The 22193-nt window shown below is 38.2% G+C and carries 23 protein-coding genes and 1 tRNA gene; 7 read left to right on the forward strand and 17 right to left on the reverse strand.

All coding sequences use genetic code 11. From position 1 onward, the window contains the following. Positions 1-188: 188 nt before the first annotated feature. Complete coding sequence (locus QM409_RS02980) at positions 189-1064, reverse strand: LysR family transcriptional regulator (protein ID WP_414305256.1); 876 nt, start codon at positions 1062-1064, stop codon at positions 189-191. 123 nt (positions 1065-1187) lie between these two features. On the opposite strand from QM409_RS02980, the gene QM409_RS02985 reads away from it, so the two are divergent. From QM409_RS02985 to QM409_RS03000, 4 genes are read left to right on the forward strand one after another with little or no spacing between them, the layout of a single operon-like run. After that, positions 1188-2327, forward strand: coding sequence for a LeuA family protein (locus tag QM409_RS02985; RefSeq protein ID WP_414305255.1), 1140 nt, complete (start codon positions 1188-1190; stop codon positions 2325-2327). Next, complete coding sequence (locus QM409_RS02990) at positions 2315-2965, forward strand: L-threonylcarbamoyladenylate synthase (protein ID WP_414305254.1); 651 nt, start codon at positions 2315-2317, stop codon at positions 2963-2965. The genes QM409_RS02985 and QM409_RS02990 overlap by 13 nt, the downstream gene beginning before the upstream one ends. Beyond that, positions 2955-4061 carry an MFS transporter gene (locus QM409_RS02995; RefSeq protein ID WP_414305253.1) on the forward strand — a complete coding sequence of 369 codons (1107 nt, stop codon included), beginning with the start codon at positions 2955-2957 and terminating at the stop codon, positions 4059-4061. Before QM409_RS02990 ends, QM409_RS02995 begins: the two co-directional genes overlap by 11 nt. Next, the gene (locus tag QM409_RS03000) at positions 4051-4566 is read left to right on the forward strand and encodes a YbhB/YbcL family Raf kinase inhibitor-like protein (RefSeq protein WP_414305252.1); all 516 of its coding nucleotides are present in this window, start codon (positions 4051-4053) and stop codon (positions 4564-4566) included. The genes QM409_RS02995 and QM409_RS03000 overlap by 11 nt, the downstream gene beginning before the upstream one ends. 377 nt (positions 4567-4943) lie before the next feature. Here the strand turns inward: QM409_RS03000 and QM409_RS03005 are convergent, their stop codons facing one another. The 5 genes from QM409_RS03005 to QM409_RS03025 form a co-directional block, all read right to left on the reverse strand. Further along, complete coding sequence (locus QM409_RS03005) at positions 4944-5870, reverse strand: ATP-binding cassette domain-containing protein (RefSeq protein ID WP_042750043.1); 927 nt, start codon at positions 5868-5870, stop codon at positions 4944-4946. Positions 5871-5880: 10 nt separating this feature from the next. Beyond that, complete coding sequence (locus QM409_RS03010) at positions 5881-6948, reverse strand: ABC transporter ATP-binding protein (RefSeq protein WP_000159550.1); 1068 nt, start codon at positions 6946-6948, stop codon at positions 5881-5883. A gap of 8 nt (positions 6949-6956) precedes the next feature. Next, positions 6957-7883, reverse strand: a complete 927-nt coding sequence (gene oppC, locus QM409_RS03015) for an oligopeptide ABC transporter permease OppC (protein ID WP_004255894.1) — start codon at positions 7881-7883, stop codon at positions 6957-6959. After that, complete coding sequence (locus QM409_RS03020; RefSeq protein ID WP_020902008.1) at positions 7883-9379, reverse strand: ABC transporter permease; 1497 nt, start codon at positions 9377-9379, stop codon at positions 7883-7885. Before QM409_RS03020 ends, oppC begins: the two co-directional genes overlap by 1 nt. A gap of 66 nt (positions 9380-9445) precedes the next feature. Continuing rightward, the gene (locus QM409_RS03025; RefSeq protein ID WP_084887490.1) at positions 9446-11425 is read right to left on the reverse strand and encodes a peptide ABC transporter substrate-binding protein; all 1980 of its coding nucleotides are present in this window, start codon (positions 11423-11425) and stop codon (positions 9446-9448) included. A 157-nt stretch (positions 11426-11582) separates the two neighbouring features. Here QM409_RS03025 and QM409_RS03030 point away from each other — a divergent pair. Further along, a tRNA-Cys gene (locus tag QM409_RS03030) sits at positions 11583-11653 on the forward strand. A 299-nt stretch (positions 11654-11952) separates the two neighbouring features. Here the strand turns inward: QM409_RS03030 and QM409_RS03035 are convergent. The 11 genes from QM409_RS03035 to QM409_RS03085 all read right to left on the reverse strand — a co-directional run bounded on the left by QM409_RS03035 (position 11953) and on the right by QM409_RS03085 (position 20769). After that, positions 11953-13284, reverse strand: coding sequence for a hemolysin family protein (locus QM409_RS03035; RefSeq protein ID WP_084887486.1), 1332 nt, complete (start codon positions 13282-13284; stop codon positions 11953-11955). A gap of 159 nt (positions 13285-13443) precedes the next feature. Further along, positions 13444-14268, reverse strand: coding sequence for a DNA-entry nuclease EndA (gene endA / locus QM409_RS03040; protein WP_414305251.1), 825 nt, complete (start codon positions 14266-14268; stop codon positions 13444-13446). A 38-nt stretch (positions 14269-14306) separates the two neighbouring features. After that, positions 14307-14495 carry a DNA-directed RNA polymerase subunit beta gene (locus QM409_RS03045; RefSeq protein ID WP_004241151.1) on the reverse strand — a complete coding sequence of 63 codons (189 nt, stop codon included), beginning with the start codon at positions 14493-14495 and terminating at the stop codon, positions 14307-14309. Further along, positions 14488-15771 (reverse strand): UDP-N-acetylglucosamine 1-carboxyvinyltransferase, encoded by a 1284-nt coding sequence (gene murA / locus QM409_RS03050; protein WP_414305250.1) that lies wholly within the window; start codon positions 15769-15771, stop codon positions 14488-14490. Before murA ends, QM409_RS03045 begins: the two co-directional genes overlap by 8 nt. Before the next feature lie 23 nt (positions 15772-15794). Beyond that, positions 15795-16025 carry a DUF1146 family protein gene (locus tag QM409_RS03055; RefSeq protein ID WP_414305249.1) on the reverse strand — a complete coding sequence of 77 codons (231 nt, stop codon included), beginning with the start codon at positions 16023-16025 and terminating at the stop codon, positions 15795-15797. Between the two features lie 57 nt (positions 16026-16082). Beyond that, a complete protein-coding gene (locus QM409_RS03060) occupies positions 16083-17120 on the reverse strand; it encodes a SepM family pheromone-processing serine protease (RefSeq protein WP_033683058.1) in 1038 nt (345 codons plus the stop codon). Further along, the gene (coaD, locus tag QM409_RS03065; RefSeq protein WP_261065703.1) at positions 17104-17592 is read right to left on the reverse strand and encodes a pantetheine-phosphate adenylyltransferase; all 489 of its coding nucleotides are present in this window, start codon (positions 17590-17592) and stop codon (positions 17104-17106) included. The genes QM409_RS03060 and coaD overlap by 17 nt, the downstream gene beginning before the upstream one ends. Continuing rightward, the gene (rsmD, locus tag QM409_RS03070) at positions 17582-18121 is read right to left on the reverse strand and encodes a 16S rRNA (guanine(966)-N(2))-methyltransferase RsmD (RefSeq protein ID WP_414305248.1); all 540 of its coding nucleotides are present in this window, start codon (positions 18119-18121) and stop codon (positions 17582-17584) included. The genes coaD and rsmD overlap by 11 nt, the downstream gene beginning before the upstream one ends. A gap of 64 nt (positions 18122-18185) precedes the next feature. Next, positions 18186-19178, reverse strand: coding sequence for an aspartate--ammonia ligase (gene asnA, locus QM409_RS03075; protein WP_000748003.1), 993 nt, complete (start codon positions 19176-19178; stop codon positions 18186-18188). A gap of 112 nt (positions 19179-19290) precedes the next feature. Then, positions 19291-19974, reverse strand: coding sequence for a Bax inhibitor-1 family protein (locus QM409_RS03080; protein ID WP_049551419.1), 684 nt, complete (start codon positions 19972-19974; stop codon positions 19291-19293). A gap of 54 nt (positions 19975-20028) precedes the next feature. Further along, positions 20029-20769 (reverse strand): TrmH family RNA methyltransferase, encoded by a 741-nt coding sequence (locus QM409_RS03085; RefSeq protein WP_414305247.1) that lies wholly within the window; start codon positions 20767-20769, stop codon positions 20029-20031. 33 nt (positions 20770-20802) lie between these two features. Here QM409_RS03085 and QM409_RS03090 point away from each other — a divergent pair, with 33 nt between their 5' ends. Then, positions 20803-21081: an acylphosphatase gene (locus tag QM409_RS03090; protein ID WP_001174616.1), complete on the forward strand. Its 279-nt coding sequence runs from the start codon at positions 20803-20805 to the stop codon at positions 21079-21081. Positions 21082-21158: 77 nt separating this feature from the next. Then, entirely contained in the window at positions 21159-22085 is a 927-nt protein-coding gene (yidC, locus tag QM409_RS03095) for a membrane protein insertase YidC (RefSeq protein WP_049551417.1), read from the forward strand. The last annotated feature ends 108 nt before the right edge of the window (positions 22086-22193 follow it).

A 22193-nucleotide genomic window follows, 5' to 3' on the forward strand; every position in this document is an offset into this window, starting at 1 on the left:
CCACCTTTTTCATCACCTGTCAAGAATATTTCAGAATTTTTTAAAATTTTTCGAAAATTCTTTCAAGGTTTTTCTATCTCTGTTTCAAACTCATAACAAAGTCCGTCTAAACTCAGAAAGTATGATGCGAAATTTCAATTTTATACATTAACACTAGTTGCTAGATACATAAGTCATCTTTTTAAGAGTCAAAAATTTACTTTATTTTGTTCAAAAACAATAAATTCCTTAAATTTATTTTTGAAAAGTTCAATAGCTTCCGAATTTTTTCTAGTCATTATGTAAGTAAAGGATAGTGGAATAGAAATTTCTTCTGGTATTCGAGTAGCAATATTAGAATTTAAAGTCATTTTAAGGTATAGAGGGAGATAAGAGATCCCTTGTCCCATTTCAATCAATTTCTCAGTTACTGTTATATCCTTTATAGAAACAAATTGAGATTCTGGAACAATTTCAGAAATTTCTTGTTTTACTTTTTTCCAATAAACAGGATGATTATCTGATAAAATCTTATATTTTTGAAATAACTCCACCTCAGTTAGTTGAGAATCATTTTTGGGATAAAAAAGAGCAATTTTACCCTCACAAATTTTTTCTGAATTAATCTTTGTAGTATAGGGTTCTTCCCTAGCTATCCCAATATCAAATTGATTATTTTCAATTTCTCGAGCGATATCATTTTGTAAAACTGTAATTGAAATACCTACAGATGGTTGTTCTTCAAAAAATTCTGGAAGAAATTTCGGTAACAGATAAGTAGCTATGTAAGATGAAACTGCAATGTTTAAATGGGTTTCCAACTTTTTATTTTTTAATTGTATTTTTTTAATTCCATCTTCATATGTCGCAATTATTTTTTTTACGATTGGGATAAATTCTCGTCCTGTTGGAGTTAGAGTTAAATTTCTTCCAACTGTTTCAAATAAATTTACTTGCAAGTGTTTTTCGAGTTTTTTTATTTGCTGGTGAAGTGTTGGTTCCGTTAAAAATAATTCTTCGCTTGCTCTATGATAGTTGAGGTGTTTAGATAATACTAAGAATGTATAATACCAATCTAAATTCATTATCTCCTCTCCTTCCTAAAATAATATTTAATGAATTATTAACTTTTTCCAAATTTTAAAAAGTTAGTATTTATTATATCATAGAATCAAGAATAATTTATTCGATTACATGAAAGGAGCAATATGATATATTTTCAAGATAACACTATACGAGATGGAATGCAACAGAGAGCAGTTAACAAAAGCATAGCTATTAAGAAACAAATTATAGATGAGATTAGTAGAACAAGAATAAATTCTGTAGAAATTGGCATGTGTGATAGTCTGCAAGATTTATCAATCTTATCTGAGTATATGAATATTCTTCGTAAAGATCAGAACGGAGTAGTGTTGACTAGGTTAATTGAAACTAGTATTGATTTAGGAGCTGAATTACATAGCAAATATCCAAATACTGTGCTAAAACTACTTGTTCCAATTTCTAAGATGCATATTGAGGAAAAATTAAAAACTGAAAAAACGATTTATTTCAAACGTCTAGAACGAATTTTAAAATATTCCCAACAAAAGGAATTAAATATTGATATAGTTCTTGAAGATTCTACCCGAGCAGATAAACAAGTACTATTTGAAGTTCTTAGTATTGTTTCAAATTATAAGATAGGTTTTGTTACACTAGCAGACACAGTTGGTTGTTCTACTCCAACTGAATATGGTTCCCTTTTCAAAGAAGTGAGAAACAAGTTTCCTAGATTAAAATTATCAGCTCATTGCCACAATGATCTAGGATTAGCCACCGCAAATACCATTTCAGCAATAATTAATGGAGCAACTCAAGTCGAGACTACGTTTCTTGGTATTGGTGAACGTGCAGGAAATACTTCAATTGAAGAAGTTGTAGCTGTACTTTATAAAAAAGAACTAAATGAAACTGAGTTAAATCTAAAGTCTATATACAAAACGAGTAATAAAATTAGAGAGATTTTGGAATATAAAATCCCCCCGACAAAACCTATAATTGGTAGCAATATATTTGTGCATGAATCAGGAATTCATCAAGATGGTACTCTAAAAAATATAGAAATGTACCAATATATTTTGCCAAGTGAATTAGGAATTCCTAATTCCACTAATTATTCAATTAGTCGAATATCTAGCAAAAAAATTCTTTACCAATACTTTAAAAATATTGTTGGAAGTGAAATAGATGTTGATGACCTAATACAATTCTATAGACACTTAAGTAAAGTAACTGACAAATTAACTCCTGAGGATTGCTTGGAGCTGTATCAATTTAGAGAGAGAAAAAAATGGAAATATTAGAAGCTAACATAAATAATTATCACTTATTAAGAAATACATTAATAACCGGTAATCCGATTATCATCCCTACAGATACTAATTATAATTTTTGCTGCCTACCTAATGATAAAGAAGCAATTGACAAAATTTTTGAATATAAAATTCGACCTAAAAATAAACCTTTGTCTATTTTTATTTCAAGACCCGAAAATTGGGAGAGATACGGAACAAGTAAGCATACTGACATTATGAATTTCCTTATAAAGAAATTCTGGCCAGGTGCATTAAATATTATAATCGAAAACAAAACTGACTATGATTATGCATTAAACGGAAGTAATACTATTTCCCTTGGTTGTGTGAGTAATAAAGTGTTTCGAGATTTTGTAGACTATGTTGGAGGAGTAGTAGCAATTACTTCTGCGAATATATCAGGTACTGCAGATGATACACTGATCACAGAATCCATTGCAATACAACATATAGGAGATAAGGTAGATTATCTCCTTCGAAGTCAAACTGAAATTACAAATACTAAATCAAGTACTATTGTGAAAATAAATGATGAAGGAACAGTATCAGTCATCAGAGAAGGAGATATTTCAAAAGAACAAATTAGGTCAATTCTTCATGAAAGGGGTATTACTGTTGAGAACTAAAATTGGAATCTCACTATATAGAATTTTTTCTCGTTCCTATTTTTACTTACCATTTTTACTAATATTCTTCCATCAAAAAGGCTATTCAATTATTGTAATAGAATATTTTATGGCTTGTTATGGACTAGGTGCATTTATCTCTAATAAATTTATCAAAAATAATTTTAAAACACAAAATTCTAAACAGTTATTAATTTTAAGTGAATCACTTAAAATCATAGGATTACTCTGCTTAAGTTTTTTATCTAGTCCTTCACTAATTATTATCTCTCAATTAATACTTGGAATAAGTTATTCCATTGGAGCCGGAGAAGATACTAAAATAATAAATTCTTCACTTGAAAATGATGCTACTAATTTTCAAAATATGTCAAATAGTTTTATGTTCCTATCTCTATTAGTATCCGGTATCATAGGAGGTTATATTTATAATTTTGATAATGTATTACCATTTTTATTAACAATAATTGCATCACTAGCTAGCATTTTTTCAATTTTTTTATTTCTACCATCTGTATCAGATTCCGTAAATCATATCGAAAAAACAGTATATAAAAATAAAATCGACATATCTAATCATGCTTATGTGTGGATTTCTCATTATTCCATAATAAGAGGAATCATTCTTAGTATATTTACAGGTTTTTTACCTTATTACTTTTTTACAGAGCTAGGTATATCCACTCAATATTTTATTCTAATTTTAACAGCATATACTCTCACGGGCATAATTTCTTCCATATATTGTAGCAATTTACCAAACTTTACTTCTTCACTATCATTATTTTTATCATTGTGTCTACTACTATCTCACAATATTATATTTATTGTCATTAGTATGGTCTTATTAGGATTATCATCTGGTTTGACTAGACCTCAAACTATTAAAAATTTAAATATGTATAAATATATCTCTATCCTATTACATAAAGCAGAGTCAATTTATTCTTTTTTAAATTTCTTCCTTCTTATAACAGGAGGATACATTTACAATAGATATCATTTTAAAGGGATTGTAATTTTTTCACTTTTAACACTATTATCATACTGTCTAATTAAATTTTATTTTCAAAGGAGAAATCAAAATGAAAATTAATATACCTTTTAACCAGAACTTATTGCCTAAACGATTTGGAAAAGAAGCGGATTGTACCGACATTATTAAGGGAAATCCTGTACGCTCTTTCCCCTTTGAGATTAGCGAATTACCAGAAGGGACAAAATACATAGCTATTACTTTAATTGATTATGATGCTATTCCAGTTTGTTCATTCCCTTGGATTCACTGGCTTGCTACGGATATAGAAGTCAAAAATAATACAGTCATTATTCCTGAAAATTACAGTCTAGATTATAAAGGTTCTATTACGCAAGGGAAAAATAGTTTTGCCAGTCCTCTATTAGAAACTGATTTTACTGAAATTGATTCTATTTTTGTTGGACCAACTCCTCCTGATAAAGATCATCGATATACGCTAGAAGTGTTCGCTCTACCTACTAAAACAGATTTGAAAAACGGATTCTACTATAATGAACTATTAGACGCGGTCTCTTCAATTTCCTTAGAGAAAACTAGTACAGTTGTTATTGGTCAATTTTAAATAAAGATATGAGATCAACGATTGTATAATAGTCCGAAACAGATACAGTCTATCAAATAAGGTGATTATAAGCAATTGATAGTAACTTATTAGAATTTGATATTCACTTCACTAATCTAACATACTCCAATTTCTAAAATTCTCTATACATAAGTTTGAAGCTATAGAAAAACTCAAGCTTATACTCAATGAAAATCAAAGAAGTATTAGGAGAAATTTATCAAAACTTTACATAATAGAAACGCGTAATGTCAGTACACCTACATCTGATATTATGCGTTTTTATCATTTTAAAATTTTTAAACCTATCTCTTTTAAGGATATAAAAAAGTTTTATAATTCCCATAAAAATTGACATGGAAATTATAAAACCATTATTAGTTTAATCCTTTTTGGTAACGTGCCAATTCGGCTTGGTTGGCCCAAACATAGTGACCTGGACGGATTTCTACCATAGATGGCTTATCTGTCTCATAATCATGTTGATCTGGATCATATACTTTCAAGACCTTCTTGCGTTCCAAGATTGGATCTGGGATAGGTACCGCTGAAAGCAAAGCCTGAGTATATGGATGAATTGGATTGTTAAACAATTCTTCTGTTTCTGCAACCTCTACAATAACACCCTTGTAAATAACCGCGATACGATCTGAAATAAAACGAACAACCGACAAGTCATGGGCGATAAAGAGATAGGTCAAGCCAAGTTCTTTTTGGAATTTTTTGAGCAAGTTTAAGACTTGAGCACGAACAGAAACGTCCAAGGCTGAAATGGGCTCATCCGCAATAACAAAGTCTGGTTGCATAACCAAGGCACGGGCAATACCGATACGTTGACGTTGACCACCTGAGAATTCATGAGGGTAACGAGTCAAGTGCTCAGCAAGAAGACCTACTTCACGGATAATATTTTGAACTTTCTCTTTACGTTCTTCTTCATCCTTGAACAGATGATGATTGTAAAGACCTTCAGAAATAATATAATCAACAGTAGCACGTTCATTCAAACTTGCTGCAGGGTCTTGGAAAATCATCTGGATTCGACGAATCAATTCCGCAGCTTGTTCACGCGATTTCTTACCATTAATCTTTTGACCATCAAAAATGATATCACCATTACTTGTATCATTTAGACCAATGATGGCACGACCAATAGTTGTTTTCCCACTACCTGACTCACCTACAAGCGAGAAAGTTTCTCCCTTGTTGATAAAGAAGTTAGCATTTTTAACCGCGACAAACTTCTTACTTCCTTCACCGAAGGAAATTTCTAAATCTTTGATTTCTACTAATTTTTCAGACATTTCCTTCCTCCTAGTCAGCCAGATGGGCAAATCCCATTTTTTCACGGATCTTATCATGGAGATTTGCAATCACAGCTGGTTTTTCTACTTTTGGAGCATCCTCATGAAGTAGCCAAGTTTTAGCCCAATGTGTCTCTGATACTGAGAATTGAGGAGCTTTTTGTTCAAAGTCAATCTGCATTGCATAGTCAGAACGCAAGGCAAAGGCATCCCCTTTCAGGTCAGTATAAAGTGACGGAGGTGTTCCTGGGATTGAGTAAAGATCCCCTTTATCATCAGCAAGCTGAGGCAAGCTAGACAAGAGACTCCATGTATATGGATGGCGAGGGTCATAGAAGACTTCCTCAACAGTTCCATACTCAACGATTTCTCCTGCATACATAACCGCTACCTTATCCGCAATACTTGCTACCACACCAAGGTCGTGGGTGATAAAGATTGTTGTGAAATGGTACTCGTTTTGTAAAGATTTTAGCAAATCAATAATCTGTGCTTGGATAGTCACATCCAAGGCAGTCGTTGGCTCATCACAGATCAAGACATCAGGTCGGCAGGCAAGGGCAATCGCAATAACGATACGTTGACGCATTCCTCCAGAATATTGGAATGGGTATTCATCAAAACGTCTATCTGCGTCTGGAATCCCAACCTTATTCATGTAGTCAATCGCCAATTCTTTCGCTTCTTTAGCTGTTTTTCCTTGGTGTTTTACAATAACTTCTGTAATCTGACTACCAATTGTTTTAATTGGGTCCAAACTAGTCATTGGATCTTGGAAGATAGTCGCAATCTTAGCGCCACGAATTTGTTCCCAATCCTTGTGAGAAGATAAAGCTGTCAAATCTTGACCACGGTAGTCAATGCTACCTTGGGCAATGCGACCATTTTCTTCAAGCATACCTGTGAAAGTCTTTGTCAAAACAGATTTTCCTGATCCTGACTCACCTACCAAGGCTAATACTTCTCCTTCAACTAGTTCAAGGGAAACGCCGCGAATGGCTGTCAATACTTTGTCACGAACGTCAAATTCCACGACAATATCGCGAGCAGTCAAAATTACATTTTTTTCTTTTGTCATTTCTACTCCTATCTATGTGTACGTGGATCACTAGCATCCGCTAAGTTTTGACCAACTACGAAAAGGGATAAGGATACCAAGACAAGAGTTGTCAATGGAATCCAGAAGAGGTATGCATTTGTCGTTACGTTCTGAGAGTAATCTGAAATCAAACGACCTAAACTTGGAACTGTAATCGGCAATCCAAGTCCAAAGAATGAAAGGAAAGCTTCGTATGAGATAAAGGCTGGAAGCATTTGAGATGTCGTCGTAACGATAACAGATACCAATTGTGGCATAATGTTTTTTACAACAATCTTAAAGGTTGGTGTTCCAAGTGTACGTGAAGCAAGGTTATACTCCAAGTCACGATAACGCATGATCTGAATACGAATTGAGTAAGCAATACCAATCCAAGTAGTCACACTCATAGCAAAAATCAGATTCCAGAATCCAGCTCCGATTGAGTAAGTCAAGACAATGACAATCAAAAGAGATGGGATGTTTGAGATGACATTATAAACTTCCATCATCACACGGTCAACTGATTTTGAAATTCCCCAAATACCACCGACAAAAACACCGATAACCAAGTTAATCACTGTCGCAATCACAGAAATGAGGATAGAGTTACGAGCTCCGAACCAGACACCGTCAAAGAGAGATTTACCGTTACTGTCTGTACCGAACCAATGCTCAGCATTTGGCTTGATATAACGAGCACTAAAGTCGTTTACTTTGCTGACATCATTGAAATCAAACTTAGAAAACATTGGGTAGATGAAACTCATCAAAATGATAGCTACCAAGATTCCCAACATGACTACAGTTGATTTCTTCTTCATAAATTGTCTAAACACTGAGCCCCAGTATGAATAGGCTGGCGCATCAATGGCTTCAGAGGCAAAATCGTCACGTTTTACGAACTGAAATTTTTCTTTATCGATTGTAGACATTATTTGCCTCCTTTCTCAGTCAATTTAATACGTGGGTCAATAATAGTCATCCAAATATCTCCCAAAAGAAGTGAGAAGATAGAAATACATGTAAAGATGAAGACAAGACCTACGACCATAGAGTTATTAGATGCTTTTACAGAGTCAATCAACATTTTACCCATACCTGGGAAAGCGAAGACTGTTTCAGTAAGGGTTGCACCACCGATAACCCCGATAACAGCACCAGGAATTCCTGAAACCAGCGGAACCATGGCATTTTTAAAGATGTGTTTGTTTGAAATTTCTTTTTCAGACAAACCTTTTGCACGAGCAAAACGAACAAAGTCCTGTGATTGCAAGTCAATCATGTAACGACGAATCCAAATAGCTGTACCAGGAGCACCCAATAAACCAAGGATAACTGCTGGTAAAACATACGAACGCCAATCTCCAGCACCCAAGATAGGGAATGAATCTGGAAGACCAATTGATGATCCAATCAAACGAACAATGTAAACCAAGGCAATGGTTGGAAGGGCCATCAAGAAGGTCAAAAACCCTGTTGAGAAGCTATCAATCCAAGTATTCTTGAAGCGAGCCATAGCTGAACCAAGTGGCACGGCAATCGCATAAGAAATCACCAAACCAATCAATCCAACGACTGCAGAGCTAGCAATCATAGAAGGATATTGGTAGTTGCTTTCAGTTGCAGTATATGGGTCATCTTTCCCATAGTTAGCTACTTCACGAGAATCAGCCTGACTAGGCGATTTGTAGGTTCTTGAGTAGATATTAACTGAAGATGTTTTCTTACCAGTTGGGAATTGCACTTCTGATGTCTTAGTTTGACCTTGTCCTTGTGTGATAACTTGAAGCACAGGAGTATTAGCATAAGTTGGATATGAATCACCCAAATTCAAGTTCACAAAGTTTTGGTGAACAAATGGGAACTGACTATTGAAGTACAAGAGGTACTTGTGTTTAGTCCCTGAACCTACCAGAGACCAGCCGATAGCGGGATCATTTTCAAAACGCAAATAACGCTCCAAATTTGGATTTTCTGGGTCCTGAATCTTGTTTGTGTGGTCGATATCAAGCAAGTTTGCATAGAATTTAAACACACGTTCAAAAATTGGAATTTCACGTGTAGCGTAGAATTGGCCACTTTCAGTAAATTCTCCCAGGGTCCAACCATGACCGATTTGTTTGATGTATTTTTCGTAGATAGCCTTGTTGGTGTCATTAGCTTCAACGGTTACAGAGGCATCCATCTGGCTAGCTTTTTCTTGCAACTCTTTGGTATCGTAGTACTCGATATAGCCCATACGCTCATAAACAGTATTTTCATAGTTATCACGTTTATCAGCAGTTGTTGCAATCTTGTTATAGTTGGTATCCTGTTTGAAAATCAATTTTCGAGGAACCATTGTATAGATAATCGTGTAAGTCAAGGTTGTTACTAAGAAGATAGAAACCAATGACCGCAAGACACGCATAAAAATATATTTCTTCATATCGTTTCCTTTTAAAATCCCAAAAGAACCTTCTCCTCATGGAGAGAAAGTTCCCTTGAGAGTTATTTATTTAACGTGTTTAGTCAATTCTTTTTGAACTTTTTCGTTTGATTCTTTTTTCTCTTTGAGCCATTTCTCACGAGCTTGTTCATAATCAGCCTTTGTTACAACCTTATTTTGTAACTGAATATATTTGAAGTAGAGATTTGAACCTTTGTCTCCAGATTGGCTATAAGAAGCTGAGAATGGTACAACACGAGAAATGAATGGTGCAGCACCAGTAGAAGACATAGCTGGTAAGAAGAGTGAGCTGTCTGTCAACCAAGCTTGAGCAGCAGCATATTTTTCATAACGTTTGTTAAGATCACTTGTTTCTTTTCCAGCTTCATCGAGCAATTTATCGTAATCTTTCACACCAACTTTTGCTGCAGCTGCATTTGATGGATCATCATAACCCATATAAGTTTTCGTTTGCTCACTATTAGTTGATTTAAGGATATCAAGATAAGTTGATGGATCTTCATAGTCTGGATTCCATCCAACCGCACCTGAAAGATCCCAATCCTCAGCCGCCGCATTAGCAGCATAATAAGTCGCATTAAAGAATTCATCTTTAGAAATTTGTTGAATGTCGATGACAACATTTTCTTCACCTAAAACTTTTTCAACTGATTGTTTGAATGACTGAATACGTGCGATAAAGTTTTTAGACGTTTGGTCTACTGGAACATCCAAGTGGATAGGGAATTTCACACCTTCTGCTTCCAAAGCAGTTTTAGCTTTAGCAAATTCTGCTTTAGCTTTATCAGCATTAAAGAGACCGTCTTGACCATCGGCAAAGTTTACATTTTTCCACTCGTCTCCATAAGTCGTAACTTTTTCAGCAACCAAGTCACCGAAAGTTTTTTCACCTGCAGTCACAAAGTCTGGTTTCACAAATAAATTACGAACTGCGAGAGGAGCACCTTCTTTACCGTTAACTTGAGCAGAATAACCTGTACGGTCAAAGGCAAAGTTCAAGGCTTGGCGGAAGTCTTTGTTAAGAAGAGCTTTCTTAGTAGATGTTTTCTCTTCATCTGTCGTTTTAGATGTATATTTGTAATTTTGTCGATCAATATTTACACCTAAACCTCCAATACCAGCTCCTGACGGAGTGTAGAAAATATTATCCTTGTATGACTCCTCTACCTTTGAGAAGTTTGAACTTGTTGGGTAAAGACGAGCAAAACTATAAGCTCCACTTGTAAAGTTACGCTCAAGTGATTCTTGGTCCGAACCATCAAAATATGCAAGTGTTGCTGTATCTAAATGAACATTCTCTTTATCCCAGTACTGCTCGTTCTTAGCAAATTCGATAGAAGATTTAGCAGTCAAACCTTTGAGCAAGAAAGGTCCATTATATAGCAATGATGTAGGATCTGTCGCTTTAGCAAAATCAGAGCCTTTTGACTTTTCAAATTCTTCGTTTAATGGCCAGAAAATTGAATAAACCATCTTAGAGTTCCAGTAAGGTTCTGGTTGGTTCAAAGTATACTCAAGAGTATAGTCATCAACCGCTTTAACACCTACTGTAGAGAAATCTTTTGAATTCCCAGCCAAATAATCAGATAAACCTTTAACAGAAGTTTCAGCTAGATATAGAGCTTCTGATTTCTTATCTGCCGCATGTTTCAATCCATTCACGAAGTCTTTAGCAGTCACTTCGGCATATTCTTCACCATCGGATGTCATCCATTTGACACCTTTACGAATTTTGTAGGTATAAGTCAATCCATCTTTTGATACAGACCAGTCTTCTGCAACCGCAGGAGTCAAATTCCCGTATTTATCATTTGTGAAGAGGCCATCGATCCCGTTTGAAGTAGCCACTTTCGTACTCTCTTTTCCAGAAATAATATAATCTAATGTTTCTGGATCAGCCGAATAGACATAGCCGTAGGTCTTTGGAGCTGTCGAATCAGATGATTTTGAATTCCCACAAGCCACTAACACACCCGTCGCAAACAAAGCAATTCCTGCTGCAATAAATACTCTACTTTTTTTCATTTCTTTACTCCTCTTATAAAGTATAGGTTATCATCAATTATATCATAGATTTCAAGAAAAGTAAACGAATTTTCAGAATATTTAGGCTTATTCATACAAAAAATCTGAAAAAAGTATTGACTGAGAATGATTTTCAAGGTATAATAATAAACGTTAAGGCGGTATAGCCAAGTGGTAAGGCACGGCTCTGCAAAAGCTTGATCGTCGGTTCAAATCCGTCTACCGCCTTCTATAACTTGATTTATCAGGTTCCATTTAAACAAAAAGCCCAGTTTAAAGGGCTTTTTTCTTTTTCTTCTAATGGATACATATAACTTACAAAAATTTTTGGAGCAAATTTGGGACAGACTTCTTTTTAGGAGACAATTTTTTGATACTCAATGAAAATCAAAGAGCAAACTAGGAAACTAGCCACAGGCTGTACTTGCGTACGGCAAGGCGACGTTGACGCGGTTTGAATTTGATTTTCGAAGAGTATGAAATCAACTGAAAAAGCTTCGTCACGCCTGGTGACAAAAGCCTCTAGTTTACTCTGTTTCTTCTTCTATTTCAACTTCGGTAATTTGGACTTTTACCTTGGTAACACGTCCATTTTTCACCTTATCATTGGTTAGGATAAGCTGTTTGTTTTGGCTGACCAATTCATAACTGAGTTTCTCAGTCGTTGGAATGGTCCCAACTCCTGTCAAATAGTAACCAGCGATGGTATCAACGTCATCACTTGCTAGTTCGACATCAAAGTAGTCATTAAAATCATTGAGATTCATGGTACCTTGAACAATATAAGTATCTTCTCCGATTTGATGAACTTCGATTTCAGCCTTATCTGTTTCGTCATCGATTTCCCCAACGATTTCCTCTAAGAGGTCTTCAAGTGTCACCAAACCAGCCATACCACCGTATTCATCCAGCAAGATTGCCATTTGTCTTTGGGTATTGCGCAATTCTTTTAACAAGTCATCCACAAAAATAGTTTCAGGAACAAAAAGTGGATCTTGTAAGATTTTCTTCCAAACAATATTGTCAAAACCGTCCACAAAGCCCGCATTAAGGAGACTCTTGGTGTGAATGATTCCAATCACGTTATCCTTGTCCCCATCATAGACAGGGATACGAGAATAATTTTGTTTTAAAATACTTTGGATGATGGTTTGACTATCATCCTGAATATCCACCATGAAGGCATCAGTTCGAGGAACCATGACTTCTCTGGCCATTAATTCGTCCAGGGAAAAAATCCCTTGTAACATCTCAATTTCGTCAGCATCTAGTGTTTCTTCACTATTTGTCAACATGTACTCAATTTCATCACGAGTCATTTTTTCGTCAGCATCGTCAAAGGTCATAGGAGTCAAGCGACTCAAGAGATTGGTAGATGCAGATAAGAGCCAAACAAAGGGACTAACTAGTTTCCCAAGTCCAATGATAACTGGCGCTGTACGAATCGCCAAGGCATCCTTTAGATTAAGAGCAATTCTCTTAGGATACAATTCCCCAAAAACGATGGAAATATAAGTCAAAAATGCTAAAGATAGAAAACTTGCAACGGCATAAGCTGTTTCGCTATTTCCAAGCCAAGAAGCAATCTCTTGTCCCAGAGTTTCTGCCAAACTCGCCCCTGATAAGATCGTAATCAGGGTAATCCCTACTTGAATGGTTGATAAAAAGTGGTTAGGATTTTCTAGTACCCTCAGCAGACGAATATAGCGTCTATCTCCTTCTTCTGCCTTTTGTTCAACCCGCGCACGATTAAGAGAAACCATGGCCATTTCTGTGGCTGAGAAAAAGGCATTTAACACCGTCAAGATAAACAATAAAACAAATTGTAGCAACAAATTCTGACTACTTGGGTCTTCCATAGTTCTTCTCCTAAAATAGTATCTTATCATCTATTATATCACAAAATATAGTCCAGTACATATTATTTTTTATCAGTACCTATTCTAGCCCTACTGAAACTAGTAAAAGATAACATAAACTCCTATATCCACAAGTGACATAGGAGTTTATGTTATCTTTTACTGAGTAACAGTCACTTCTCCAGTTCGGTAATCCAGTTGAAGCCCTTTTTGAACATTGGGAACTAGGACATTAAATTCCAACTCTCCGTCTGAAGACTTGGCTTCAATCTGTGAAGCTGAAGGAACTAAATCCTCATTTGAAGCGTAATAAAGGGTTACACGATAACGGACACGCTTGTTTTGGTCCAAGGCCTTACGCACCATGCTTTCATAATAGTTTTGACCAGTCGAATCCTCGGCTTGCGCCTGATTTGCCCAGGCTGTTTGAACAGAAATGTTTTTAGGATTGCTTGTCGAGGCATCAAAACCATCCAAGCCACCGATTAAGGCATAGCCTAACAAGTGACCTCTATCGACCGCATGGGTATAAGTACCCTTTAGATTCTTAACCTGATGCCAGCCTGGAGGAGTCCAAGAAGTCGAACCATTCCCAGTTTCCTCACGATTCTTGTACTGACGAGTAGCCTTAGACAAGAGCGCATTAGCTACGGTTGGCACTGTTCCCTTGCCCACTGTCTTTGTTTTATTATCAGCGTAAGGTTTACTTGAAACCTTGGCATCTAGATTTGTTTTATTACCATTGACGATAAAAGCACCTGAGCCATTCCACTCAAGACTCCCTTTTATTTGGCTTTTGACTGCATCTGTTAAGACACTTTCTGCCAACTCTTGACTAGGAGCTTCAGACGCTTGTTTTTTCTGACTAAGTTTGGTTTTAGGACTATTAGCTGTCGACTGCATCTGCTTGATATAATAGCTTCCCGCAGATAAAAGTAATAACACTAGCAGTCCGATCAGTGTCTGTCTTGTTTTTTTATCCATTTTTCTCCTTATCTCTAGAAAAAGACTGGTTCTCCAGCCTAATTTCCTGTAAATTTATGAATCAATTCCTGCCATTTTGCTGGAGACAGGATAGCCCATGGATCTTGACCCTTGCCCAAGATTCCATAACCTACCATTAAGCCAATTCCTAGGGCTAGAGCACCTAAAAACAGTACCAAAATGACCAGAAGTAAACGCTTGATTACGTAGCTTGATTTCTTATTCATCTTCATCACTTGCCTCAATCCGCTGAATCTTAGCACCTAGCTGCGCTAACTTCTCATGGAAACGGTAGTAACCTCTATCCAAGTGAACCAATTTACCAACTACAGTTTCTCCTTGTGCTACCAAACCTGTCAAAATCAAGGCAGCACTGGCACGAAGGTCAGTTGAAAGAACTTCTGCTCCCTGCAAAGGTTGTCCACCAACAATACGAGCCGTATCACGGATAATCTCAGAATGCAATCCCATACGTCTCATTTCTTCTAGGTGTTGGAAACGATTTTCAAAAACTGTCTCCACCATGGTTGATTCCCCGTTTGCGATGGTCATCAAGGCTGTAAATTGAGCCTGCATATCTGTTGGAAATCCTGGGTGGGGCAAGGTTTTCACATGAACAGCTTTTAGATTTTCTAGTTGAGAGCGAACTCGAATTCCTTCAGTTTCCTCTGTTACTTCCACTCCCATTTCAAGCAACTTGGCAATCAAGGGACGGTTATGCTCCCAGACAGCGTCTTTAATCAAGACATCACCACCAGTCATGGCAGCAGCTACCATAAAGGTTCCGGCTTCAATACGGTCTTGGACTACATTGTGAGTCGTACCATGAAGTTTCTCAACACCGGTAATGGTAATAGTCTCTGTACCAGCACCTTTGACCTTGGCTCCCATTTCATTGAGGAGAATGGCGAGGTCAACAATCTCAGGCTCACGCGCAGCATTTTCAATCACTGTCACACCATCAGCTAGAGTTGCTGCCATCATCAAGTTCTGCGTAGCGCCAACACTCGGGAAGTCCATGTAGATATGAGCACCCTGCAAGCGGTCTGCCTTTGCTTCGATATAACCAGCTGTCTGACTAATCTTAGCCCCCATAGCTTCCAGACCTTTCAAATGAAGGTCAATAGGACGGCTACCAATCGTACAACCGCCTGGCATAGATACCTTTGCATGACCTACACGAGCAAGAATCGGTCCCAAGACAACAATAGATGCGCGCATCTTACTGACATACTTGTAAGGAGCTTCCTCAGTGATATCACCAGTCGCATCCACCTCGACAAGATGAGCTTCCTCATCAAAATTCACCTTGGCATTCAAACCACGAACCACCTGATTCATGGTGAAAACATCTGACAAGATAGGAACGTTCTGCAAGACGGTCTTTCCTTCACTTGCTAGAATAGTCGCTGCCAACAAGGGCAAGACTGCATTCTTTGCTCCTTCGATCGTAACACTTCCTACCAGACGATTATCGCCACCTTGAACCACAATTTTTTCCATACTTATTTCCTTTACATTTGATTTTATAATAATCCTCTAAGCACTTCTTGCCACAACTGATATAGGCTGATGAAGAAAGAACTCATGATGTAGCCCATTACAATGCTGAAAAAGGCTACTAGTAAACGAACTTTTCCTGTGTTCTCAGCTGTTACTTTTAAGACTTTTTCCCATCTAACAAGATCCTTTAAAAGGTAAAAACTCACATAAATAAAGAGCATGTGACTGCTTAGAGTGAATAATAATTGAACCATTTGACTATTATACCATCTTCTCTGTTTGTGCGCTAGTTTGGAAACTTCACTCAAAAACTAGGGATTGTTTTTCAAGTAATCAATTGCATCTTGTAGGGTTTTAACAGGCACGATTTTCATATCTGTCTTGATTGTTTTGGCTGCTTCTAGGGCTGTTTGGTAGTTGTTTTTCGCATCCGGATGCGCTTTTTGTTCTTCTTCGCTAACAGGGTTATCTGGGGCAAAGAAAATCGCGGCACCTTCTCTAGCCGAAGCTACAACTTTCTTATCAATACCTCCAATGTCCCCCACATTCCCATCGCGGTCAATGGTTCCTGTACCAGCAACGATACGGCCATTTCTAAGGCCTGGGTCAGCTATTTGGGTATAGATAGCTAGACTAAACATGAGACCAGCACTTGGTCCGCCTATACCAGCTGTTGAAAAGCGAATTGGGACATCACTGGTCACTTCCGTACGGTCAATCAAACCGATTCCAATCCCATTTTTGCCATTTTCCAAGGTGATAATCTTACCTTCTGCAGACTTGGTTTGCCCATCCTCTTCATAGGTGACCTTGACGGAGTCCCCTAGTTTTTGAGAATTGACGTAATCAATCAAGTCTTTGGAACTGTCGAAGGTCTGATCATTGACTGCTGTGACCGTATCAGAGATGTTGAGAATCCCTTTAAAGGTTGAATTATCTGTCACAGTCAAAACATAAACCCCAAGATATTTTAGCTCAATATCCTTACCAGCTGTTTTTAGCCCTTGATACTTGGCCATGTTTTGTGATGTTTGCATGTAGAATTGATTGATCCGCATAAATTCAACATCAGAAGAGCCACCTGTAGTCTCTTGGGCACTACGAATATCTGTAAAAGGCGTCAACCAAGCATAAATCATATGGGCTAAAGTAGCGTGCTGGACACCAACCGTAACGAATTGATAGGCCCCAGCTTCCTTATCTTCTTTGTCATTGACTTTAAGGACTTGGCGAATATCTTCCGAACCACCTGGAACTTCTATATAGTAGGGCAAGGGCACTACAAATGCCAAGAAAGTCACAATTAAGGCCGCAATGACATATAAGGGCCATCTAATCTTTTTTTTCATTTCTTATTTCCTCCAAAATACTCTCGGGAACATAGCAAGCAATATCCTGACCAAACTTCAAAAGTTCTCTGACACCGGATGAACTGAGATAGAGATGTTCAGGTCGACTATGTAAATAAATGGTCTCTATATTAGGAGACAGCTGATGGTTGTAGTAATCAAAACTGGCTTCATATTGCAAATCCGCTGCATTCCTCAAACCACGCACTAGACAAGTAGCCCCCAGTCTTTTTGCGACATCAACCACCAATTCATCATGAGAAGACACGACTTCAACATTTTCCAAATGTTTCACAGCCTTTTCTAACCCCCGTTTACGATTTTCGATAGGGAGAAATCCTTGTTTGTGGGGATTAAAAAAAATACCGACATAGAGCTTATCAAAAAGTCTGCTCGCCCGTTCAATGATATCCAGATGCCCATTTGTCATCGGATCAAATGAGCCTGTGAATAAGCCAATCTTATCTGACATAGACTGTCACCTTACTAATTCCATAAATCTTTTCCTTCCAGATACCAAGAAAGGCAATTTCTTCTGGAAGTTCAACGGCCTTATCCGTCTCACACACGACCATGACATCTTCAGAAAAAAGCTCCCTCTCAGCCATTTTTTCAATATCTGCTACGATTTGTTCCTTGGCATAAGGAGGGTCTAAGAAAATGAGGTCGAAGTTCCCAGATACCTGTTCCAATGCCCTTTCTGCATCCATCTTAAGGAGTTGAAATTTTCCAACTTCCTTGGTCATCTGAATATTTTCAGCCACGATAGCCTGAGCCTTACGGTCTCGTTCCACCAAAACAGCACTGGACATGCCACGCGATACTGCCTCGATAGATAAACCACCACTACCTGCATAAAGGTCCAAGACCCGCCCCCCTTCAAAGTAGGGACCAATCATGTTAAAAATAGCTCCCCTAACCTTATCCGAAGTTGGTCTTGTCGTCTTGCCTTCTAGTGTCTTGAGGGGACGTCCCCCATAGATTCCTGATACGATTTTCATACCGTTTATTATACCAAATTATGGGCGAAAAGAGAAAGAAAACCGAACCTTGCGGTTCGATTCTCTACAAAATATTTTCGTAAGTATCGCGAACTTCTTGAGGCCAAACACTTGTTTGCACTTCTCCGATGTGTTTCTTGCGAAGTAGGAACATGGCCATCCGAGATTGTCCAATTCCTCCACCGATTGTCAATGGGAATAGGCCATTCAACAAAGCCTTGTGCCATTCCAATTCTAAACGGTCTTCATCACCTGTAATGGCAACCTGACGGCGAAGCGTTTCTTCATCAACACGAATCCCCATAGAGGACAATTCAAAGGCTCCACCTAAAGACTCATTCCAGACAAGAATATCTCCATTCAGACCCTTGTAACCATTTTCAGACTCACTTGTCCAGTCATCGTAGTCTGGCGCACGTCCATCGTGCGGTTTACCGTCTGGCAATTCACCACCGATACCAATCAAGAAGACTGCTCCAAATTCTTTACAGATAGCATTTTCACGCTCTTTAGGAGTCAAGTCTGGGTAGCGTTCTACCAACTCTTCTGTATGGATGAAAGTAATCTGTTTTGGCAAGATTGATTCGATGTCATAGCGGGCTTCAACAGCTAGCTCAGTAAGGCGAATAGCCTTGTAAATCTTCTCAACTGTTTCTTTTAGATAAGCGATATTCCGTTTACCATTTGGGATAACTTTCTCCCAGTCCCACTGGTCAACATAAACAGAGTGGGTCGCATCCAGCGAATCTTCGTCTGGACGAAGGGCCTTCATGTGGACGAAGAGACCTTCACCCTCACCGAAACCAAAACGGGCCAAAGTATGGCGTTTCCATTTAGCAAGGGAGTGCACAACTTCATAAGTAGCATCAGGGATTTGGAGAACCTTGACCGATACGGCATTCTCCACACCTGATAAATTATCCTGCATCCCGTCGCCGACCCTGCTCAAGATAGGACCTTGAACTTCGACAACTTCTAACTTATCTTTCAAATACTGGGTAAAAGTGTTTTTGACAAAGGAAATCTCTTCTTGTTGATGGATAAAACTTTTCTTCATAAACTACTCCTCAAAAAATTAATTAAAAGCATTATACACCTATTTCCAAGAAAAGAAAAGAGCAAATACGAAAAAAATCAGTGCTCCTTCGAACACTGATGTTAGGGACCTTCTAGTCATTGCGACCAAAGATACGTAAAATACTTAGGAAAAGATTGATAAAATCAAGATAGATACTAAGAGCCATTGACACAACCCAACCTGTCGCTACACGACCTTGTGATTGCTCATAGGCATAGCGAATTTTTTGGTTGTCCCAAGCAATCAGACCAGAGAAGACCAAGACCATGGCTACGCTAATCATATAATCAAAGAAACCGCTAGCCAAGAAAATATTAACTACCATGGCAATCAGCAAACCGATAAGAGCCGCCATCATCGCTCGACCAAGCCCGCTCAAGTCTTTCTTGGTGAACATGCCAACTGCCGCCATGACAAAGAAGAGAAGGGCGCTCGACACAAAGGCAGATAAAACTGTACCTGGAGTATAGAAGGCCACCACAAAACTGAGTGTAAAGCCGTTTAATACTGAGTAAAGTAAAAATACTGGAAGAGCCGCTGGACTATTCTTTAAGGCCATGCTACTGGCAACGAAAACCAAGGCCAACTCTGCAAAAGTAGCAATGGTCAACCAGAGACGCCCCTGCATCAAAAAGTAAACCAACTGAGATTGAAAGACCGTCAACATAAGGCCTGATACCAAAGCAGATAGTCCGATCCCCAGACCAACAAAGGCATAAACCTTAGCGTAAAATTGATTGAGACCTGCGCGGTCATGAATAATAGTGTGATTCATCTTTTCTCCTTTTCTATGAACATCTTTTCTTGATTATAACAAAGAAAGTTAAAATTAGCTTAAATGGAAAATTAAAATACCTGCTGCAACGGCAACATTGAGACTCTCGGCCTGACCCTTCATGCTAATATGGACCAACTGGTCTGCACTTTCAACCATGAGGGGACTAATTCCTTGACCCTCATTTCCCATGACTAGTACAAAATTTTCTATAGAAGGCAGTTCTCTGTAATCAACAGAATCTTTAGATAGGGTTGTTGCCAGCACAGGTACACCTGCCTCTTTAGCTCCCTCGAGAAGCCTTTGACTAGACATTCGGTAAATAGGCAGATGAAAATGACTGCCTTGCATCGAACGTAAGGTCTTGAGACTGTAGATATCTGCCGACTTATCTGAAACAATCACTCCAGTAAAACCTGCTGCATCCGCAGTCCGAATGATAGTTCCCACATTACCAGGATCTTGCACATCTTCCAAAAACAAGAACTTGCCCTGACTAAAGTCAGCTTGTCCTACTTCTTCTTTTTGAACCACGGCAACAATTCCCTGTGGAGTCTGAGAATCCGCCAAATCTAGCAAAATATCCTCTGACACCCAGACAGTTTGCGGAAACGAGGCTAACTGATCTCGGTAATTTTCTAGGGCAAAGATTTTCTCAATCGTCACTCCAGCTTGAACAGCTTCTTCAAACAAGTGCCAGCCTTCAATCAAATAAGCAGACTTGCGGTATTTTTTTTGGTGTAATTTCTTGGCATTTTTTACCACAGAATTGGCTTTTGAGGTTATAATAGTCATAGAAATATTATAACACAATCAAAGGAGTTTGGTATGCAAAAGGTTAGAATGATTGCCCAAGGTAGGGTGCAGGGAGTCGGCTTTCGTTGGGGTGTTTACAGCTTGGCACTTGAAATTGGTGGCATCACAGGTCGAGTATGGAATAACGACGATGGCACAGTGGAAATATTAGCCCAAGCAGACTCATCTGCTACCATGGCAAAATTTATCCAAGAAATCCGCAAAGGACCCACACCTTTTTCAAAAGTCAGCTACTTAGATGTCAAACTAAGTAACTTTCCTCCCTACCCTGACTTTAAAATCGCAAATTAAGTCTCTAGAACTATTGTATATTTTGTAAAAAAACAGTAGAATAGAAAGGTATAATTTTTAAAGAAGGAATAAAAACAGTGAAATCTATTAAACGTTTTGCACTCTCGACTATGGGAGTGGCTATGTTGCTTGTCTTGACTGGCTGTGTTAGCGTCGATAAAGCAACAGGAGAGCCAACAGGATTTATTTGGAATACTTTCGGAGCGCCTATGGCTGAAGCTATCAAGTACTTCGCTACTGATCAAGGTCTAGGCTTTGGTATGGCTATCATTATCGTAACCATTATCGTGCGCTTGATTATCTTGCCACTTGGTATCTACCAATCATGGAAGGCAACGCTTCACTCTGAAAAGATGAACGCCCTCAAGCACGTCCTTGAGCCACACCAAACGCGTCTCAAAGAAGCAACGACTCAAGAAGAAAAACTCGAAGCCCAACAAGCTCTCTTTGCTGCTCAAAAAGAGCACGGCATCAGCATGTTTGGTGGTGTAGGATGCTTCCCTATCCTCCTTCAAATGCCTTTCTTCTCAGCTATCTACTTTGCTGCCCAACATACTGAAGGGGTTGCTCAAGCAAGCTACCTAGGCATTCCTCTAGGTTCTCCAAGTATGATTTTGGTTGCCTGCGCAGGTGTCCTTTACTATCTTCAATCGCTCCTTTCACTTCACGGAGTAGAAGACGAAACGCAAAGAGAACAAATCAAGAAAATGGCTTACGTGAGCCCAATCACGATTGTTGTCTTCTCCCTCATTTCACCAGCCAGTGTCACACTTTACTGGGTTGTCGGTGGTTTCATGATGATTCTCCAACAGTTTATCGTCAACTATATCGTTCGTCCAAAACTTCGCAAAAAAGTCCGTGAAGAACTAGCCAAGAACCCACCAAAAGCACGTGCTTTCTCTACACCAAGTGGACGAAAAGACGTTCCCCCTGAACAACCAACTGCTATCACAAGCAAGAAAAAACACAAAAATCGCAACGCTGGAAAACAACGTTCGAGATAAAGCTACGTAAATTATCCAATAATTAAAAAACGAATGAATGATAAATAGTTTTCATCAACTAGATATCATCATTCGTTTTTATTATCTACCGTTACATCTTATACTAGT

This window comes from Streptococcus mitis (genome assembly GCF_047465045.1).
Classification (GTDB): Bacteria; Bacillota; Bacilli; order Lactobacillales; family Streptococcaceae; genus Streptococcus; species Streptococcus mitis_DT.

Bases quoted from the DNA above. Each gene is read 5' to 3' on its own strand.
- QM409_RS03025 (WP_084887490.1), bottom strand. From the start codon at position 11,425: ATGAAAAAAAGTAGAGTATTTATTGCAGCAGGAATTGCTTTGTTTGCG.
- QM409_RS03035 (WP_084887486.1), bottom strand. From the start codon at position 13,284: ATGGAAGACCCAAGTAGTCAGAATTTGTTGCTACAATTTGTTTTATTG.
- endA (WP_414305251.1), bottom strand. From the start codon at position 14,268: ATGGATAAAAAAACAAGACAGACACTGATCGGACTGCTAGTGTTATTA.
- QM409_RS03045 (WP_004241151.1), bottom strand. From the start codon at position 14,495: ATGAATAAGAAATCAAGCTACGTAATCAAGCGTTTACTTCTGGTCATT.
- asnA (WP_000748003.1), bottom strand. From the start codon at position 19,178: ATGAAGAAAAGTTTTATCCATCAACAAGAAGAGATTTCCTTTGTCAAA.
- QM409_RS03000 (WP_414305252.1), top strand. From the start codon at position 4,051: ATGAAAATTAATATACCTTTTAACCAGAACTTATTGCCTAAACGATTT.
- QM409_RS03010 (WP_000159550.1), bottom strand. From the start codon at position 6,948: ATGACAAAAGAAAAAAATGTAATTTTGACTGCTCGCGATATTGTCGTG.
- QM409_RS02985 (WP_414305255.1), top strand. From the start codon at position 1,188: ATGATATATTTTCAAGATAACACTATACGAGATGGAATGCAACAGAGA.
- QM409_RS03060 (WP_033683058.1), bottom strand. From the start codon at position 17,120: ATGAAAAAAAAGATTAGATGGCCCTTATATGTCATTGCGGCCTTAATT.
- rsmD (WP_414305248.1), bottom strand. From the start codon at position 18,121: ATGAAAATCGTATCAGGAATCTATGGGGGACGTCCCCTCAAGACACTA.
- QM409_RS03085 (WP_414305247.1), bottom strand. From the start codon at position 20,769: ATGACTATTATAACCTCAAAAGCCAATTCTGTGGTAAAAAATGCCAAG.
- QM409_RS03090 (WP_001174616.1), top strand. From the start codon at position 20,803: ATGCAAAAGGTTAGAATGATTGCCCAAGGTAGGGTGCAGGGAGTCGGC.
- QM409_RS03080 (WP_049551419.1), bottom strand. From the start codon at position 19,974: ATGAATCACACTATTATTCATGACCGCGCAGGTCTCAATCAATTTTAC.
- murA (WP_414305250.1), bottom strand. From the start codon at position 15,771: ATGGAAAAAATTGTGGTTCAAGGTGGCGATAATCGTCTGGTAGGAAGT.
- oppC (WP_004255894.1), bottom strand. From the start codon at position 7,883: ATGTCTACAATCGATAAAGAAAAATTTCAGTTCGTAAAACGTGACGAT.
- QM409_RS03005 (WP_042750043.1), bottom strand. From the start codon at position 5,870: ATGTCTGAAAAATTAGTAGAAATCAAAGATTTAGAAATTTCCTTCGGT.
- coaD (WP_261065703.1), bottom strand. From the start codon at position 17,592: ATGTCAGATAAGATTGGCTTATTCACAGGCTCATTTGATCCGATGACA.
- QM409_RS03055 (WP_414305249.1), bottom strand. From the start codon at position 16,025: ATGGTTCAATTATTATTCACTCTAAGCAGTCACATGCTCTTTATTTAT.
- QM409_RS03020 (WP_020902008.1), bottom strand. From the start codon at position 9,379: ATGAAGAAATATATTTTTATGCGTGTCTTGCGGTCATTGGTTTCTATC.
- QM409_RS02980 (WP_414305256.1), bottom strand. From the start codon at position 1,064: ATGAATTTAGATTGGTATTATACATTCTTAGTATTATCTAAACACCTC.
- QM409_RS02990 (WP_414305254.1), top strand. From the start codon at position 2,315: ATGGAAATATTAGAAGCTAACATAAATAATTATCACTTATTAAGAAAT.